Here is a 16,551-nt window from a genome sequence, read left to right as displayed (position 1 = left end):
ATTTTTATCGAAAATAAAAGTTAAACAAAAGGTAAATAAAGTAGAAGAAAAATTTGGTTGGTTTATTTTTTTTAACTACTTTTGCAATGGAATTTCCGAGAAATATTCGGAAACGATATTTTGACTAAAAATTATAAAGAAATGAAGTTTATTGTATCAAGTTCAGCCTTATTAAAGAAATTACAGATATTAGGAGGCGTTATCAACAGTAACAACACGATGCCAATCCTTGATAATTTCCTATTCGAGTTATCGGCAAACACATTGACGCTTTCAGCATCGGATTTAGAAACTACAGTAAGGGGTTCGTTGGAGGTAGAGTCTGATTCAGAGGGTAGTATTGCAGTTTCAGCAAAGCTATTGACGGATATTTTGAAGACTTTCTCAGAGCAGCCGCTCACCTTTTTAGTAAAGGACAATAATAGTATCGAAATTAGTTCTACTACGGGTAAATACTCGCTTGCTTACTTAGATGGTGAGGAGTTCCCGCGCCCTGTGGAGCTTCCTGAAGCACATAAAGTGAGCATAATGGGTGATATATTGGCTACAGCTGTTCAAAAAACGATTTTTGCGACAGGTAGTGATGATCTACGCCCCACTATGAGTGGTGTTTTCTTCGAATTTGGTCAGGAGGGACTGACTTTTGTAGGTACTGATGCTCATAAATTGGTGAAATATGAACGTAGAGATATCAAAGCCAGCGAAAATTCAGAGTTTATTGTTCCTAAAAAGCCTCTGAACATCCTCAAAGGGATATTGGCAGGCAGCGAGAGCGAAGTTGTAATCGAATACAACGAAAGTAATGCTAAATTTTCATTTGATGAAATGGAATTTATCTGTCGCCTAATTGATGGGAAGTATCCGAATTACGATGCGGTGATTCCAAAAGAGAATCCGAACAAACTAATACTGAATCGTTCGCAATTTTATAACTCTATCAACCGTCTATCACTCTTTTCGAGCAAAACCACACACCAAGTACGCTTAAAGATAGCGGGGTCGAGCTTAGTAATTTCAGCCGAGGACGTTGATTATAGTAATAAAGGTGAAGAGCGATTCACTTGCAACTATCAGGGAGACGATATGGAGATCGGTTTTAACTCCAAATTCCTTAAAGAGATGATCAGCAACCTTAGTTCTGACGAAATTATGCTTGAAATGTCCTTCCCGAACCGTGCAGGTATCATCACTCCAAACGACGGACTGGATGAAGGCGAAAAAGTATTGATGTTAGCGATGCCGATTATGCTCAACAGCTAAAAAAACGCATATTTTTTCATAAAATTAATAGAAGCACCTCGAATATTTTTTTCTACGAGGTGCTTTTTTTTCTCAATTTTCTTTGTCAGTAATTTAAAAAGTAGTACATTTGCCCCCTGAGATAAATATTCTAGTTAAATTTTTATAAAAATGAAGGTTTTTGAGAAAGAAAAACAAGATCTAATAGTAGCAATATCCGAACTTTTCAGACGTTTATACAAAATTTCACCTATAACAGCAAAAATACTTTCTGCCTTAGTAATCGATGGTAGCAAGCAAGGGCTTTCGTTTGTTCAATTACAAAAACAATTGGATATGAGTAAGAGTACACTCTCTGAAAGCCTCTCCGCGTTGGTCAATTTAAACCTTATATTCTACGAAACTCGCGATGGCAAACAACGAAAATACTACCGATCCTTCCCTTTTGACAAACGATTTAGTGAGTTCTTAGAGAACTTATGAAAAAGATTTCGTATTACGAGTAATCAACTATTTGGGTATGCAGCAGTTCGAGGATGATATGATGCGCATCAAGAAGTTAGAAAAACTAAACATCTTTGCCGAATACCTCACTGAGATCGAAAAAATAACCACTGAGTTTTTAGTAAAAATAGATTAATATGAACAAAACACTTAAAATCTTTGGCTACATCTTCTCAGCCTTGGTGAGTTTTTGCTTTTTATACACAGGCGCATCGAAGTTCACGGGAGGTGCAGATAATGAAGCCACCGCAGCACTGTTGCAGGCGGAATGACAACCCTTTATATGCTGGGAGCTTTGCAGATCCTCTTCGTAGTACTCTTTTGGATACCGCGGACAGCTATCTTAGGCTTCCTCTTGATGGCGTGCTATATGGCAGGCGCGATGGCAGTGCATCTGGCAAGCAAAGAGCCATTGGCGTTGCAGACGGGCATCGAAGTAGCCATCTGGATAGCGGGATTCTTGCGATTGCCAGAACTCAGCGCACGACTTTGCGGAAAACACGTTTGCTAAACCTAACCCAAAGAATAACTATTGGCAAAGGAATTTCTCTTATGAGATTTCTTTGCCAATATTTTTTGCATTCATATTTTACAGTTCCAAATAATTATCGTACCTTTGCCACCAAATTGCTGAATAATGAAATACTTTATCGACAAGCTAAAACCATTTTTATACATCGGAGGACTCTACGTAGTGCTCTCGATGGTGATGCGCTTCGTATTTATGTTGCACCCGATTACCACCGCTGCCTTTTCTGCGTGGGATGTCATCAAGATGCTCGTCATCGGTGCCATTTCCGACACATTGCTCATCACACTTGCCAGCAGCATCTTAGTGGTTTACTTCCTTTTTATCGCCGATGTCAAGTACAAAAAGCCGTACGGGCTTATCATTCTGGTGGCTTTGCTGCTACTCTTAGGCTACATCCTCTTTATTCCGAGCAATATCTTCAACCAGTACGGCGGCGTTATCCCTGAGATCGCCCTTGCATTCTTCGGATTTAAAACCTTCTGCTTCGCGCTCTTGCTGCTGCTACCACGTATCTATAAAGACGCCGATCGCCAGAAACGCCTGCGAGCCAAACTCCGTGAAGCCCTCTACTTTTTAACCCTCTTCATCTACGTGCTCGCCATCATTTTCAACGCGGTGAGCGAATATTTCTTCTGGAACGAGTTCGGCATTCGATACAATTTCATCGCTGTCGATTATCTGATATACACCAACGAAGTCATTGGCAATATAATGGAAAGCTACCCCGTCGTGCCGCTATTTACTGCTGTCGGCGTGGTAACCCTCGCTATCACCATCTTCCTTTTCCTCAGAACGCGCGTCGCCCTGAAATCCATTCCCAATTTGGCTGAAAAAGGCATCTTGCTCGGGGCATATTTAGTGGCGGCATTGCTGAGTTTGTGTTTATTGCCAGCCCTCAGCAGCATTAAGGGCAGTACACTCTTCGCCGAGGAAATCCAAGCCAATGGCGTTTACAAATTCTATTACGCCTTCACCCATAGCGAGCTCGATTACGATCAGTTCTACCCCACCTTGCCCGAGAAGGTCGCCGAAAACACCCTGCTACGCCAACTCCACGCCCCCGCCATCGAGCGAACTATCAGCAACGAAGGCGACGAGCAGCGCCGCAACGTGGTACTCATATCCGTCGAGAGTCTATCGGCTGAATACCTGACGATGTACGGCGACACCGAGCACCGCACCCCTTTCTTGGATAGCTTGGCAAGCAACAGCCTTTTCTTCACAAACCTCTACGCCACTGGCAACAGAACCGTGCGCGGCTTGGAAGCCCTTACACTTTGTATCCCGCCAACAGCTGGGGAGAGCATTATCAAGCGTGAGGATAACAAAAATAAGTTTTCGACAGGAAGCCTCTTCAAGAGCAAGGGCTATCAAGTCAAATTCCTCTACGGCGGATACAGCTATTTTGATAATATGAAGGATTTCTTCCAAGGCAACGGCTATGAAATTGTCGATCGCGATAGTTTCCAGCCATCCGAGGTAACTTTTGCTAACATCTGGGGCGTTTGCGACGAAGATATGGCTGTAAAAGCTATCAAAGTGATGAACGACGAGGCTAAAACAGGCAAACCATTCTTCAATCACTGGATGACCGTCAGCAATCACCGCCCGTTTACCTATCCAGCGGGTAAAATCGATATTCCTAACGACAAAAAGTCGCGTTCAGGCGGTGTCAAGTACACCGACTACGCACTTAGGCGTTTCTTCGAGATGGCTAAGGCACAGCCTTGGTACAAAAATACCATCTTCATCGTCGTTGCCGATCACTGCGCGTCGAGTGCGGGCAGCACCGAGCTTCCTTTGGATGGCTACCGTATCCCTTGCTTCATCTACGCCGATTTTATCGAGCCTCGCAAGGTCGATACCCTCATCTCACAAATCGACATTATGCCCACCGTGCTCGGACTTATGAACTTCACCTATACTTCGAAATTCATCGGGCAAGATGTGCTAAAAGAAGGTTATCAGCCACGAGCTTACATCGCAACTTACCAAGATTTAGGGTATCTGACCCCAGATAAACTCACCATTATCTCGCCGCTGAAGAAAACCGTGCAATACGACCTGAAGCAACGCCCAGAACAGCCGTCGCCAGCCTATCCCATCCTCTACGATGAGGTAGAACGCAAGCAGATCGACAAAACCCAAGCCGATGAAGGCATATCTGCGTATCAATCCACCTCTTTTTGGCTAAAAAACAAGCAGCTCGATGCAATCCAGAAATAAATTAAAGATAATTAACGACCCCGTCTACGGATTTCTGCATATCCCCAGCGCGCTGGTGTTCGACATCATCGAGCACCGCTATTTTCAGCGGCTGAGGCGCATCAGTCAGATGGGCTTGTCGTATTTGGTGTTTCCTGGTGCCAGACACACGCGTTTTCAGCACGTACTCGGCTGCGTATACCTGATGCAAAAAGCGGTGGAATCACTCCGCAGCAAAAACGTCGAGATATCCGATCGCGAGGCAGAAGGGCTTTACATCGCTATCCTGCTACACGACATCGGGCACGGACCCTTTTCGCACGCTATGGAACACAGCATCGTCGAGGGTATTTCGCACGAGGAAATCTCATTGCGATTTATGCAGGCACTCAACCGCGAATTCAAAGGGCGACTCGACCTCGCCATACAAATATTCCAAGGCACTTACCCACGGAAATTTATGCACCAGCTCATCTCCAGCCAATTGGATATGGACCGAGCCGATTACCTCAAGCGCGACAGTTTTTATACGGGAGTTGCCGAGGGGAACATCAATTCCGAGCGCATCATATCGATGCTCACCGTTCGCGGCGACGAGCTCGTGGTAGAAGAAAAAGGAATTTACTCCGTTGAGAAATTCTTGGTTGCGCGACGCCTGATGTACTGGCAGGTGTACCTTCACAAAACGAGCATTGCTGCGGAACAGCTCCTCATCAAGTTGCTCCAGCGGGCAAAGGAGATCGTCAGCGAGGGCGGCACCCTCCCGATGAGCGGCGCCTTAGCATTCTTCATTTCGCAGCGCATTCACAAGGACGACTTCACGGAAGAAGTACTCGAACGCTTCGCCGCGCTGGACGATACCGACATCATCTTCGCTATGAAGCAATGGCAATTTCACCCCGACGCAGTGCTGTCGCGTCTAAGCCGAATGCTCCTCTACCGCGATCTACCCAAAGTAAAGGTACGCAGCAGCGAGTTCGATGCCGAGAAACTCAGTCGCCTGCGCGAGAAAATAGCAGCGATCTACGGCATTAGCAAGGCTGAGGCATCTTACTTCGTATTTACCGACCGCCTCAGCAACCGCGCCTATAACGCCGAAGAGCAACCCATAAAAATCCTGACGAAGAACGGACGCGTCATCGATGTTGCCCGAGCCTCCGATCAATCCAACTTAGAAGCACTGGCAAAACCCGTAGTAAAATATTATGTATGCTATCCTAAAAGAAAACACCCTTAGCGACACCGTTGCTAAGGGTGCTTCTTTATTATAAATTGACGACAAGAAAATTTCTCGTATATTTCTTTATTAGATATATACGGGAATTTTTTTTGCTATAAATTTCTATATATTTTAATTGGGAAATACCAAATTGCTACAACTTTATTTAGCTTTTAAGTTAAAAAAACTATACTTCTAGAAAAAGAAGCCGCAGGCGAATGCCTGCGGCTCCTCGGCTTCTAAAAATAGAAGGCCTTAAACATCAAAAATTTACTATAATCAAAAACCCCCTAAGGAATTATTCAGAGACTTCGGATGGATAGCCATTCTCCACTGGTTTTACCTCTGGCGTAGGCGTTTCTTCCGATTTTTCTTTTGATTTCTTCGTAGCGCTTTTGGTTTTACGTGTTTTTAACTGCGCACGGTGATAATCTAAGAGTGTTTTAATCTCCTTTATCAGTGGGTTGTAATCCTTATCGTCGTATTCCAATCGGCTGGCTTCGATGGTGATAAAAAGCTGGTCGATCACCTCATCTACTTTCTTTCGGAGCTGTTTGATGTCCACCTCGGGCATTTGCGCCTGCTCGGCAGTGCGGTTACGGAATAGCTCAGCCAATTCGTTGTTGAGAGTTTTGAGTTTCATCAGTGGCTGGAACAAACCCAGCACGTCGAATGCCTTCTTTATCTTAGTATTGGCTTCCACATCTGCGATAAGCTGTTTCGTTTTGCTGGTCTGCGATGTGTAGTTCTCATTTACCAAGCCACGCGTATACTCATTATCCTTGAAAAAAGTAGCTATCGTCTTTGCGCTTTCTGCATAATTATCAAAACCCGACTTGCGGTACGTATCAACAACGGTGAAAATCGCACGCGTGTGGCGGTCGCGAAGGTCATCCTTCTGTGTGATTATGTCAGTTGCTCCTGTATTCTTTGCTTGCGCTTTTATTTTTTCCAAATCAGGCACAAACGCATTTAATTTGTCGTATACCTTTTTAAGATGTAGCTCTTCTGGATTGTTTTTCTCAACAATTTTTAAAATGTTTTCTACCACCACAGGGTATTCACTATTCCACAAACGTGTAAAACTAAAAGATAACTTTTTTGCTTTCATATTTTACTAATTTTTAATTAAACAATTCAGTTGATAATAATTTTAATTTTTATATGTGTGTAATATATACATTTTATACGTATAATTATATAATTAATTTACAAAAAATGTCGTTTTTGCGTTTTCATCGAAATAAAATTTCTCAGCAGCAATGCGTCTGAGCGTAATTCTCGAAAAGTAGATCCAGCAGCAATGCGTCTGAGCGTAATTCTCGAAAAGTAGCTCCAGCAGCAATGCGTCTGAGCGTAATTTTCGAAAAGTAGTCCCAGCAGCAATGCGTCTGAGCGTAATTCTCGAAAAGTAGCCCCAGCAGCAATGCGTCTGAGCGTAATTCTTGAAAAGTAGCCTCAGCAGCAATGCGTCTGAGCGTAATTCTCGAAAAGTAGCCCCAGCAGCAATGCGTCTGAGTATAATTCTCGAAAAGTAGCCCTAGCAGCAATGCGTCTGAGCGCAATTCTCGAAAAGTAGCCTCAGCAGCAATGCGTCTGAGCGTAATTCTCGAAAAAAACTCTCAGCAGCAATGCATCTGAGCGTAATTCTCGAAAAAAACTCTCAGCAGCAATGTTTCCCAAAAACTTTATTTTTTAAAAACTACAAAAAACTGCGTTTCTAAAAATTCCTATAATAAAGTATTTCAAAGAACTTTCGACGCTTTATATAATACAATAATCGTGCCAAAAGAAAAGCGCACTCTGCCAATTATTGACAAAGTGCGCCCGCATATAAATGCTAAAAAATGAAAAAGCAATGTAATTACGATCCGCCGTAGAACGGATCGATAGTGCTGGTGATAAGGCTACGCCGCACCAGCAACGCTTGCAACGGATCGACCGTGAGAGGGTTCTCAAAGTTAGCAACCACAGTATCTATGCCCATCGATAGCGCGAGCACCCATTGACTGGTATCCTTCACATAGGCGATTAAAGGCAACTGAATATCCACACCCAACCGCTGCGATAGCTCGCAGGAAAGGGCGCGTAGCTTGCGTACTTTTTTCATCTCTTTGAGTAAACTATTGCGAAAGAAAACCATCACGCGGATTTTATTTGTCGGTACGCACTCCATCGAAAGCTCCTTATATATATAGGTGTAATAGTCAAGGAACTTTTCTAAACTTCTCTTCGACCCTAAGAGTAGATCCGAAAAGTAAATATTTTCGGCATCAAGCAGTGGATCAGTAGTTTCTAAGGATAAATTATTAGAAAACAGAATCGCTTTTTTATTGCCACGATATGCGTTGAAAGTCTCGAAGCTGCTACAAAGGATCTCTACCTCTTCGGGGATATCGACGGGCAAAAACGCTATATCATTGAAAAATGACACTGGCAAAATGCGCGGCGTGCAGTGCAAATTGCCCATCGAGCTGTAGCCACGCTCGTAAGGGGCTACGCCTGCTATTGGTGTGCTCTGTAATTCCATTTATGCTTGTTTTATAGAAGTTAATTCAAAATTCTGCCACAATCGTTTGGGTATCAGTGGAAAAAATTTAGTTATTGCATTCAGTTTTTTGGTAAACGGGTATAAGTTCCAGTGTTCCTCGCCGTAGATGTGCGTATTCTCAGGAGTGATGCCCGCCTCGATGAGTTGCGCATCGAATTCCTGCTGTTCCCGCTTATTTTGCCTTTTAATCTCCCATTGTAATTGCTCTTTTTGGTAGAAATTTAGCAAGCCATCTTGCGACTGTATATGTTCGTATTTTAGGCTTACTGTATGATAGATTTCTTTGGTGAGCGCCTGCACGGAATAAGCCTCATTGATGAAGCCGACACTCGATTTCTTGATGATACTTAGCAAATTTTGTATCTGTGTATGCTCCTTCATCTCGTTCTTATAACGATAGAAATCTGAGGTTTGGGTGATGATAAAATCCGCCTGCCCCAAAGCGGCTGCCTCATAAGCGAGAGGAATATAATCCTTATTGTAGTTCGATCGGACAAGGGTGAGCCTGCGCTGCAAAACCTCAGCGACGATGTGCGTTCTCCGCGTTGGGAACTGCTCACGGAGGAGTTTGCGCAAAGCTCTCAGGGCAGCTATTTCCAGCAAAAGGGCTTCGCCCACTGCCACGCGCAAATATATATCGGCGGTGTCGTTGTCAGTGTCGTATTCCTTTATTTGGGCTAAGGCATAAGCCATCTGATGGGTGAGGCTGGCGCCTGCCTCTCGATACAGCGTTGCGTTGAGTTGCAGCGGCGAGGAGAGGTCTGTACGCAAGGTGTTTGGGGGTAAAATGCCTCTGCGAAAGGCGTCGATGAGTGGGTCGGGAGTAAATAGCACTTGGGCGCCCTCGATACGCAGTTGCTTGGGGATCTGCTCGTAGGTGCACGGGGCAATGAGCGTCACCAAGAATAGATCGACCCCGCTATTGTGGAACTCTTGCATTCTCTGAAGCGTCAGCTCAGGGTCGGAACAGAAAAGGTGCACCCCTACCCTACTCCGCCCCTTGATGGTAAAAGGCTCCCCCACGTGCTCCTCAGTGTAAAACGGGAGGATGGGAATGCCCTCGCTGGTGGTTGTGATGAGCGTTTGGTAGTCGCGACCTTGTAGCGCGTATTGCAATTGTTGTTTCCATTGTTTTGATGCTATTTCCATCGGTAAATTGATAATTTTGGCGTAAAAAACGCAGTTTTTTAAAAATAACGCACCAGAATGCAAGCAATCCGATGCGTTACCTAAATATAAAAATTTTAATATATGGCCTTATCCTTTTGCTTTTTCATTCGGGCGTAACACCATTCGGTAGGATTGGTCTTTACTGAGGTAATAGCCCACCCAATTGTAGAAGGTACGCACTTTATTCTTAAAGTTGACCAGCGACATTATGTGGATGAACACCCAAATGAACCAAGCGGGGAATCCTTTTAGGAAGATATGTCGCGGCAAGTCAGCCACGGCTTGGTTTCGCCCGATAATCGCCATCGATCCCTTATCGTCGTAAATGAATGGCTTGGGATCTTGCATTTCTCGGTTGAGATTTTCAGCGAGATTCTTAGCTTGCTGTATGGCGACTTGTGCTTGCTGCGGATGGCCTTGGGGGAAGGCTGGATCGGTAGTCATTATCGAGGCATCGCCTATCGCATAGATATCCTCATATCCCTCCATTTTATTGAAGGCGTCTACTTTCATTCTGCGCCCACGCCCTAAGTGTTCTGGCGCATCGATGCCGTCGAAGGTCTTTGCTGCTACGCCCGCTGCCCAGATAAGGTTACGCGCATCAACGACGGTGCCGTCGGATAGCAGCACTTCGTCGTTTACGAAGTCCTTGACGAAAACACCCAGCTTGAGCTTGACGCCCTTCTTTCGCAGCACGGTTTCGGTGTAGCGTTGCGCTTTCTCGGACATTGGCGCCAGCACGGTTTGCTGTCCATCGATCAGATAGATATCGCCCAAATCTTCGTGCGACAGCTCTGGGTAATCTTTCTTAATGATGTTTTGCTTCATCTCTGCAAACGTGCCCGACAGCTCCACGCCTGTGGGACCAGCCCCAGCAATGGCGAAGGAGAGCAATTTGCGACGGTATTCTTTGTCATCGGTGCGAGTGGCGCGCTCTAATCGCGTGTAGACTAAGTTGCGGAGCATCAGCGCGTCGCCGACGGTCTTCATTGGCATCGCCTTTTCCTCAACGTTCTTATTTCCGAAGAAATTAGTCTCAGCGCCCGTAGCGATAACTAATATGTCGTAATGAAGTTCGCCGTTGCTGAGGATGATCTTATGTTCCGCAGGGACGACGCTCTGGAGTGCGCCCATCCTGAAGTTTGTGTTCTTACGATGTCGCAGCAATCGGCGAAATGGGTAAGAAATGGATGAAGGTTCCATAAAACCCGTTGCCAATTGGTATAATAAGGGTGGAAAGAAGTTGTAATTGTTCATATCCACCAGTGTGATTTGATATTTGGCGCCTTTGTCGAGGATTTTGTCTAATTGCAATCCTGCAAAACCGCCACCAACGATTACGATGTGTTTTCTTTTTTCCATAAGGTATTATCGATATAATTTCTGAATTATTTTACGTTTGAAAGTGCCTCGTCATCCTCGTCGCTGTCATCATCTTTCTCCTCGGGGAAGATGTCGATGGTCGGCTCCTTAATTGTCTCTTTGTTGGATACCGTGCGATCGAGTGACAGGATCAAGCTCGACAGTAGGAGTAGGTTCGTTCCCATTGCGAAGAATAGCGTGGCCGAGATAAGCCCGCCGAGGGCTTTGGTGCCGCCAAAACTCGAGAGGAGGAACACGGAAAAGCCGCACAGCAGCACGATGGAGGTGTAGAACATACTCACGCCCGTTTCTCTGAGTGCCGCGTACACGGATTTGCTAATCTTCCAGTTTCTGGCAACTAATTCCAAGCGGTAGCGGGCGAGGAAGTGTATCGTATCATCGACCGAGATACCGAAGGCAATACTAAAGACCAATATGGTTGATGGCTTGAGCGGAATGCCGAGATACCCCATCAACCCCGCCGTAATGAGCAGCGGCAACAGGTTGGGGATGAGGGAGATAATAATCATCTTCACAGAACGGAACATATACGCCATTATTAGGGCAATCAGGAAAATGGCTAACGCGAGTGAGCCTACCAGGTTCGTCGCCAGATAATCTGTGCCTTTCGTAAACATATACGCCTTGCCCGTGATTTGTAGCTCGTAATTGTTTGATGGGAAGAGCTTCTGCGCCTTGGTGTATATGTCGTGTTCGATTTGCTGCATCTTTTCGGTGCCGATATCCTTCATAAACGTTGTGATTCGGGCTGTTTGTCCTGTGGAATCGACGTATGCGGAGAGCATTTGGGCATTTCCTTTGGAATTTTTCACGTAAGAGAGGATGAAGCTCTGTTCTTGCGCGGTGGGGAGGGAGAAATACTTCGGATTGCCATTGTAATAGGCTTGCTTGGCGTATTTAACGAGATTCACGATAGAAATGGGCTTTGAAATCTCTGGGATTTCCTCAATATGGGCACAAAGCTGATCGATTTTGTGCAAGGTAGAGAGTCGCGTCACCCCGTTCTTGTGTTTGGTGTCGATTGTGATCTCCAACGGCATAATTCCCCCGAAGTTTTTCTCAAAAAACAGGATGTCGCTGAAGAACGGCGCCGATTTGGGCATATCCTCAATGAGGCTACCAGAAATCTTGATGCGATATATGCCGATGATGCTCGCAACCAGCAATATAATCGCCGTGGAGAAGACGGCAATGCGATGATGCTTCACCACGGATTCGATCCATCGCAGCAACCCGCCGATCCAGTTACGGTGCAGATGGCGCAGGTGTTTTTCGCGTGGGATGTGGAGATAACTGTAGATGATGGGGATGATAAGCAGCGACAGAAGGAAAATCGAAAGGACGTTGATCGATGCGATGATTCCGAACTGTTTTAGCAGTGTACTTTCTGTGAAAATAAAAGTTGCGAAGCCAATGGCGGTAGTAAGGTTCGTCAGCAACGTGACGTTTCCCACATTGCGGATCACGCGTATCAGGGATTTGGCTTGGTTGCCATGGTGGCTGATTTCCTGCTGGTATTTATTGATGAGAAAGACGCAGTTCGGGATGCCGATAACGATCACCAGCGGCGGTATGAGTCCCGTGAGGATAGTAATCTCATAATTGAAGAGTCCGAGGAACCCGAAGACCCACATTACGGCAATGGAGACGACTCCCATAGAAATAAACATCGCGCGGAACGAGCGGAAGAAGAAAAAGAATATCAGCGAGGTAGAAAGCAGCGCTGCAGCGATGAATAGGCCTATCTCGTCCATAATATTCTGGGCGCTCAGTGTGCGGATATACGGCATTCCTGAGGTGTGTACGCGTAGGTGTGTCTGTGCCTCGAAGCGCTCTACCAGCGGGATAAAGTCGTTCAATATAAATTCCTTGCGGGCTTTGGTATTGACGATCTTTTTGTTCATATACACCGCCGTTTGCAGGGTCTGGGTTTCTTTGTTATAGATCAAGCCCTCGTAGAATGGCAGCCGCTGCGAGAGTTCCGCCTTAAGACTATCTGCCTGTGCCTGAGAAGTTACTTTTCCTGTAATAAATTTATGGGTGGTAAAGCGTTGCTCGGTAGTATCCTTAGCGAGGATGGGGAGGTTGTTAATCGAAATCACCGCATCGATTTGCTTAAACTTCTGAAGCGAATCAGCAAGAGCAATCCACTTATTCAGCACCTCGGGGGTGTAGATCTTTTCATCGTCGATAGCCAGCAGGATAAGGTTGCCTTCCTCACCGAACTTTGAGAGGAATTTTCTGTACTGCACGTTCACCGGATGATCATCTGGCAGCATATTCGCCTCAGTGAAGGTAAAACGGATATTCTTCCACTGGGTCGCTAAGGCAATAGTTATCAACACAATAGCTGAAAGCCAAGCAATTCTATTGCGCAAAATAATGCGCGCCATAGTAGTCCAAAAATCGTTTCTGAGCCATTTAAGCATCTGCTGTATCTTTAAGAAAATTCGGCTGCAAAGTTACGGAAGATTTTAGAGATATGCAGTAAAAAAAGGATAAAAAATTATCCTTAAAGCATAAAAATTGTAGATACAATAAGCTATAGAAAATAAAAAAGCCCTCTCAAGATGAGAAGGCTTCTTAAAGAAGGCGGCGACATACTCTCCCATTTGCATAGTACCATCTGCGCGTAAAGGTTTAACTGCTCTGTTCGGTATGGTAAGAGGTGAGACCTTTAGCTATAACCACCTTAAGTCTTTAGCTCTGAGGTTTGAGGTATGGGGTATGAGTATACCACAACCTAACAACCCCTCTTTCGCTATCATATTTTAACACATTAGGATAAAAAACAAAGTAAGAGCTCGCGCAGCAAGTCTACGGGTGATTAGTATTACTCGGCTAACGTGTTACCACCGTTACACCTGTAACCTATCAACGTGGTCATCTCCCACGACCCTTAAAAGAAATCTCATCTTGTGGCGGGTTTCGTACTTATATGCCTTCAGCACTTATCCCATCCGCACTTAGCTACTCTGCTCTGCCCTTGGCAAGACAACAGATACACCAGCGGTGCGTCCAACTCGGTCCTCTCGTACTAGAGTCAGATCCACGCAAATTTCTAACGCCCACAGTAGATAGAGACCGAACTGTCTCACGACGTTCTGAACCCAGCTCGCGTGCCACTTTAATGGGCGAACAGCCCAACCCTTGGGACCTTCTCCAGCCCCAGGATGTGACGAGCCGACATCGAGGTGCCAAACCCCCCCGTCGATGTGAGCTCTTGGGGGAGATCAGCCTGTTATCCCCGGCGTACCTTTTATCCTTTGAGCGATGGCCCTTCCATACGGAACCACCGGATCACTATGCTCTACTTTCGTACCTGATCGACACGTCCGTCTCTCAGTCAAGCTCCCTTATACCATTGCACTCTACGCACGGTTACCAAGCGTGCTGAGGGAACCTTTAGAAGCCTCCGTTACACTTTTGGAGGCGACCACCCCAGTCAAACTACCCTCCACGAATTGTCCCCTGCACTCTGCAGGGTTAGACCTCAGATAAGCAAAGGGTGGTATTTCAACAACGACTCCTTGCCTGCCGGAACAGACAACTCATAGTCTCCCACCTATCCTACGCATCACTTATCCAAGACCAATACGAAGATATAGTAAAGGTGCACAGGGTCTTTTCGTCCCACTGCGGGTAATCGGCATCTTCACCGATACTACAATTTCACCGAGCTCATGGCCGAGACAGTGTCCAAATCGTTACACCATTCGTGCAGGTCGGAACTTACCCGACAAGGAATTTCGCTACCTTAGGACCGTTATAGTTACGGCCGCCGTTTACTGGGGCTTCAATTCAAATCTTCGCATTACTGCTAAACTCTCCTCTTAACCTTCCAGCACCGGGCAGGTGTCAGGCCCTATACCTCATCTTTCGATTTCGCAGAGCCCTGTGTTTTTGTTAAACAGTCGCTTGGACCTTTTCACTGCGACCTATTGTTTTGCAATAGGCGACCTTTCTCCCGAAGTTACAGGTCTATTTTGCCTAGTTCCTTAGCCATGAATCTCTCGAGCGCCTTAGAATTCTCTTCCCGATCACCTGTGTCGGTTTACAGTACGGGTTTCATACTTCGCTTTTCTTGGAAATGTTCTTAGAGCATTATCACCGCAGCCGAAGCCTTAGTGTACTATCAGTGCCATAACAGCACCTTCAACGTACTATTCCGTCAGTACGCAACTCTTACCTCATTCCGTCACTTTTATCAGTATGAAAGTACAGGAATATTAACCTGTTGTCCATCCACTTCTCCTGCTCGGATTCGCGTTAGGCCCCGACTAACCCTCAGCTGATTAGCATAGCTGAGGAATCCTTGATCTTTCGGCGGGCAGGTTTCTCGCCTGCCTTATCGTTACTTATGCCTACATTTTCTTTTCTATAACCTCCACAATGTCTCACAACACTGCTTCAACGACGATAGAATGCTCCCCTACCACTTGTGCTATTGCACAGGTCTATAGCTTCGGTAATATGCTTATGCCCGTTTATTATCCATGCCTAACTCCTCGACTAGTGAGCTGTTACGCACTCTTTAAATGTATGGCTGCTTCCAAGCCAACATCCTAGCTGTCGCTGCAATCAGACCGCGTTTGGTCAACTTAGCATATATTTGGGGACCTTAGCTGATAGTCCGGGTTCTTTCCCTCTCGGATATGGACCTTAGCACCCATACCCTCACTGCTGATCAACATTTATTAGCATTCGGAGTTTGTCAGGAATTGGTAGGCGATGAAACCCCCGCATCCAATCAGTAGCTCTACCTCTAATAAACTCTTGAGTCAACGCTGCACCTAAATGCATTTCGGGGAGTACGAGCTATTTCCCAGTTTGATTGGCCTTTCACCCCTACCCTCAGGTCATCCGAAGTCTTTTCAACGACAACCAGTTCGGTCCTCCACACTGTGTTACCAGTGCTTCAACCTGCCCAAGGGTAGATCACCAGGTTTCGCGTCTACTACTACCAACTCACCCGCCCTATTCAGACTCGCTTTCGCTACGACTCCGTATCTGAAATACTTAGCCTGGCTGGTAACAGTAACTCGTAGGCTCATTATGCAAAAGGCACGCCGTCACTAATTACTTAGCTCCGACCGCTTGTAAGCGTATGGTTTCAGGGTCTATTTCACTCCGTTATTCACGGTTCTTTTCACCTTTCCCTCACGGTACTGGTCCACTATCGGTCTCTCAGGAGTATTTAGCCTTACCGGATGGTCCCGGCAGTTTCAGTCAAGGTTCCACGTGCCCCGACCTACTCAGGATTCCTGTATGATTTACAAACCGTACTTATACGGGGCTATCACCCGCTATGGCTCGTCTTTCCAAACGATTCTAATTCTCATGTTTGCAACCAATCTCCAGGTCCTACAACCCCTATGTTGCCGTAACAACATAGGTTTGGGCTGCTCCGATTTCGCTCGCCACTACTCTCGGAATCACTCTTGTTTTCTTCTCCTCCGCCTACTAAGATGTTTCAGTTCAGCGGGTTCGCCCATCTTACGATGTACTGCACCTTCAATGCAGTGGGTTGCCCCATTCGGATATCTGCGGATCACCTCGTATGTGCCAATCCCCGCAGCTTTTCGCAGCTTATCACGTCCTTCTTCGCCTCTGAGAGCCTAGGCATCCCCCATACGCCCTTACATAACTTATTGCGCTTGTAGTGTCAATTACTCCTTGCAGAGTAATTGACTACCTCGTTCTCTTTGATTCTTTCTATCTTTTGATGTGTACTGTGCACTTTTAACT

General features: G+C 45.8%; 12 protein-coding genes, 2 rRNA genes and 1 pseudogene. 7 read left to right on the top strand and 8 right to left on the bottom strand.

Going from position 1 to position 16,551, the window contains the following annotated elements; all coding sequences use genetic code 11:
* Positions 1-141: 141 nt before the first annotated feature.
* The 7 genes and pseudogenes from dnaN (at position 142) to AXF12_RS05385 (ending at position 5,717) form a co-directional block, all read left to right on the top strand.
* On the top strand, positions 142-1,260 hold the full coding sequence (gene dnaN / locus AXF12_RS05405; RefSeq protein WP_066429004.1) for a DNA polymerase III subunit beta: 1,119 nt from the start codon (positions 142-144) through the stop codon (positions 1,258-1,260).
* A gap of 150 nt (positions 1,261-1,410) precedes the next feature.
* Positions 1,411-1,575 (top strand): annotated as a pseudogene (locus AXF12_RS12720) (MarR family transcriptional regulator); the annotation flags it as partial.
* Complete coding sequence (locus tag AXF12_RS12505; protein WP_231909938.1) at positions 1,576-1,722, top strand: helix-turn-helix domain-containing protein; 147 nt, start codon at positions 1,576-1,578, stop codon at positions 1,720-1,722. It abuts the pseudogene before it with no gap.
* A 158-nt stretch (positions 1,723-1,880) separates the two neighbouring features.
* The gene (locus tag AXF12_RS12650) at positions 1,881-2,015 is read left to right on the top strand and encodes a hypothetical protein (protein ID WP_257721647.1); all 135 of its coding nucleotides are present in this window, start codon (positions 1,881-1,883) and stop codon (positions 2,013-2,015) included.
* A complete protein-coding gene (locus tag AXF12_RS12500; RefSeq protein ID WP_231909939.1) occupies positions 2,012-2,254 on the top strand; it encodes a DoxX family protein in 243 nt (80 codons plus the stop codon). Before AXF12_RS12650 ends, AXF12_RS12500 begins: the two co-directional genes overlap by 4 nt.
* Before the next feature lie 126 nt (positions 2,255-2,380).
* Positions 2,381-4,501, top strand: coding sequence for an LTA synthase family protein (locus AXF12_RS05390; RefSeq protein WP_066428999.1), 2,121 nt, complete (start codon positions 2,381-2,383; stop codon positions 4,499-4,501).
* On the top strand, positions 4,485-5,717 hold the full coding sequence (locus AXF12_RS05385; RefSeq protein ID WP_066428998.1) for an HD domain-containing protein: 1,233 nt from the start codon (positions 4,485-4,487) through the stop codon (positions 5,715-5,717). The genes AXF12_RS05390 and AXF12_RS05385 overlap by 17 nt, the downstream gene beginning before the upstream one ends.
* Positions 5,718-5,997: 280 nt before the next feature.
* Here the strand turns inward: AXF12_RS05385 and AXF12_RS05380 are convergent, their stop codons facing one another.
* The 8 genes from AXF12_RS05380 to AXF12_RS05350 all read right to left on the bottom strand — a co-directional run bounded on the left by AXF12_RS05380 (position 5,998) and on the right by AXF12_RS05350 (position 16,457).
* Positions 5,998-6,810 carry a DUF6261 family protein gene (locus AXF12_RS05380; RefSeq protein WP_066428996.1) on the bottom strand — a complete coding sequence of 271 codons (813 nt, stop codon included), beginning with the start codon at positions 6,808-6,810 and terminating at the stop codon, positions 5,998-6,000.
* A gap of 142 nt (positions 6,811-6,952) precedes the next feature.
* Positions 6,953-7,264, bottom strand: coding sequence for a hypothetical protein (locus AXF12_RS12070; RefSeq protein WP_143325064.1), 312 nt, complete (start codon positions 7,262-7,264; stop codon positions 6,953-6,955).
* A gap of 299 nt (positions 7,265-7,563) precedes the next feature.
* Positions 7,564-8,229, bottom strand: a complete 666-nt coding sequence (locus AXF12_RS05375; RefSeq protein ID WP_066428995.1) for a hypothetical protein — start codon at positions 8,227-8,229, stop codon at positions 7,564-7,566.
* A complete protein-coding gene (locus tag AXF12_RS05370; RefSeq protein WP_066428993.1) occupies positions 8,230-9,399 on the bottom strand; it encodes a hypothetical protein in 1,170 nt (389 codons plus the stop codon). It lies immediately after the preceding gene.
* A 108-nt stretch (positions 9,400-9,507) separates the two neighbouring features.
* Complete coding sequence (locus AXF12_RS05365) at positions 9,508-10,782, bottom strand: NAD(P)/FAD-dependent oxidoreductase (RefSeq protein WP_066428991.1); 1,275 nt, start codon at positions 10,780-10,782, stop codon at positions 9,508-9,510.
* A gap of 26 nt (positions 10,783-10,808) precedes the next feature.
* Entirely contained in the window at positions 10,809-13,232 is a 2,424-nt protein-coding gene (locus AXF12_RS05360) for an efflux RND transporter permease subunit (protein WP_066428990.1), read from the bottom strand.
* Between the two features lie 158 nt (positions 13,233-13,390).
* Positions 13,391-13,498, bottom strand: a 5S ribosomal RNA gene (gene rrf / locus AXF12_RS05355).
* Positions 13,499-13,610: 112 nt separating this feature from the next.
* Positions 13,611-16,457 (bottom strand): 23S ribosomal RNA (locus AXF12_RS05350).
* Positions 16,458-16,551 lie beyond the last annotated feature (94 nt).

Source organism: Capnocytophaga haemolytica (assembly GCF_001553545.1).
Lineage (GTDB): Bacteria > Bacteroidota > Bacteroidia > Flavobacteriales > Flavobacteriaceae > Capnocytophaga > Capnocytophaga haemolytica.
The sequence above is the reverse complement of the archived record's forward strand: the minus strand, read 5'-3'. Positions and strand labels throughout refer to the sequence as shown.

Excerpts from the sequence above, each read along its gene's own strand:
- dnaN (WP_066429004.1), top strand. The coding sequence starts at position 142 with ATGAAGTTTATTGTATCAAGTTCAGCCTTATTAAAGAAATTACAGATA.
- AXF12_RS12505 (WP_231909938.1), top strand. The coding sequence starts at position 1,576 with ATGAGTAAGAGTACACTCTCTGAAAGCCTCTCCGCGTTGGTCAATTTA.
- AXF12_RS12650 (WP_257721647.1), top strand. The coding sequence starts at position 1,881 with ATGAACAAAACACTTAAAATCTTTGGCTACATCTTCTCAGCCTTGGTG.
- AXF12_RS12500 (WP_231909939.1), top strand. The coding sequence starts at position 2,012 with ATGACAACCCTTTATATGCTGGGAGCTTTGCAGATCCTCTTCGTAGTA.
- AXF12_RS05390 (WP_066428999.1), top strand. The coding sequence starts at position 2,381 with ATGAAATACTTTATCGACAAGCTAAAACCATTTTTATACATCGGAGGA.
- AXF12_RS05385 (WP_066428998.1), top strand. The coding sequence starts at position 4,485 with ATGCAATCCAGAAATAAATTAAAGATAATTAACGACCCCGTCTACGGA.
- AXF12_RS05380 (WP_066428996.1), bottom strand. The coding sequence starts at position 6,810 with ATGAAAGCAAAAAAGTTATCTTTTAGTTTTACACGTTTGTGGAATAGT.
- AXF12_RS05375 (WP_066428995.1), bottom strand. The coding sequence starts at position 8,229 with ATGGAATTACAGAGCACACCAATAGCAGGCGTAGCCCCTTACGAGCGT.
- AXF12_RS05370 (WP_066428993.1), bottom strand. The coding sequence starts at position 9,399 with ATGGAAATAGCATCAAAACAATGGAAACAACAATTGCAATACGCGCTA.
- AXF12_RS05365 (WP_066428991.1), bottom strand. The coding sequence starts at position 10,782 with ATGGAAAAAAGAAAACACATCGTAATCGTTGGTGGCGGTTTTGCAGGA.
- AXF12_RS05360 (WP_066428990.1), bottom strand. The coding sequence starts at position 13,232 with ATGCTTAAATGGCTCAGAAACGATTTTTGGACTACTATGGCGCGCATT.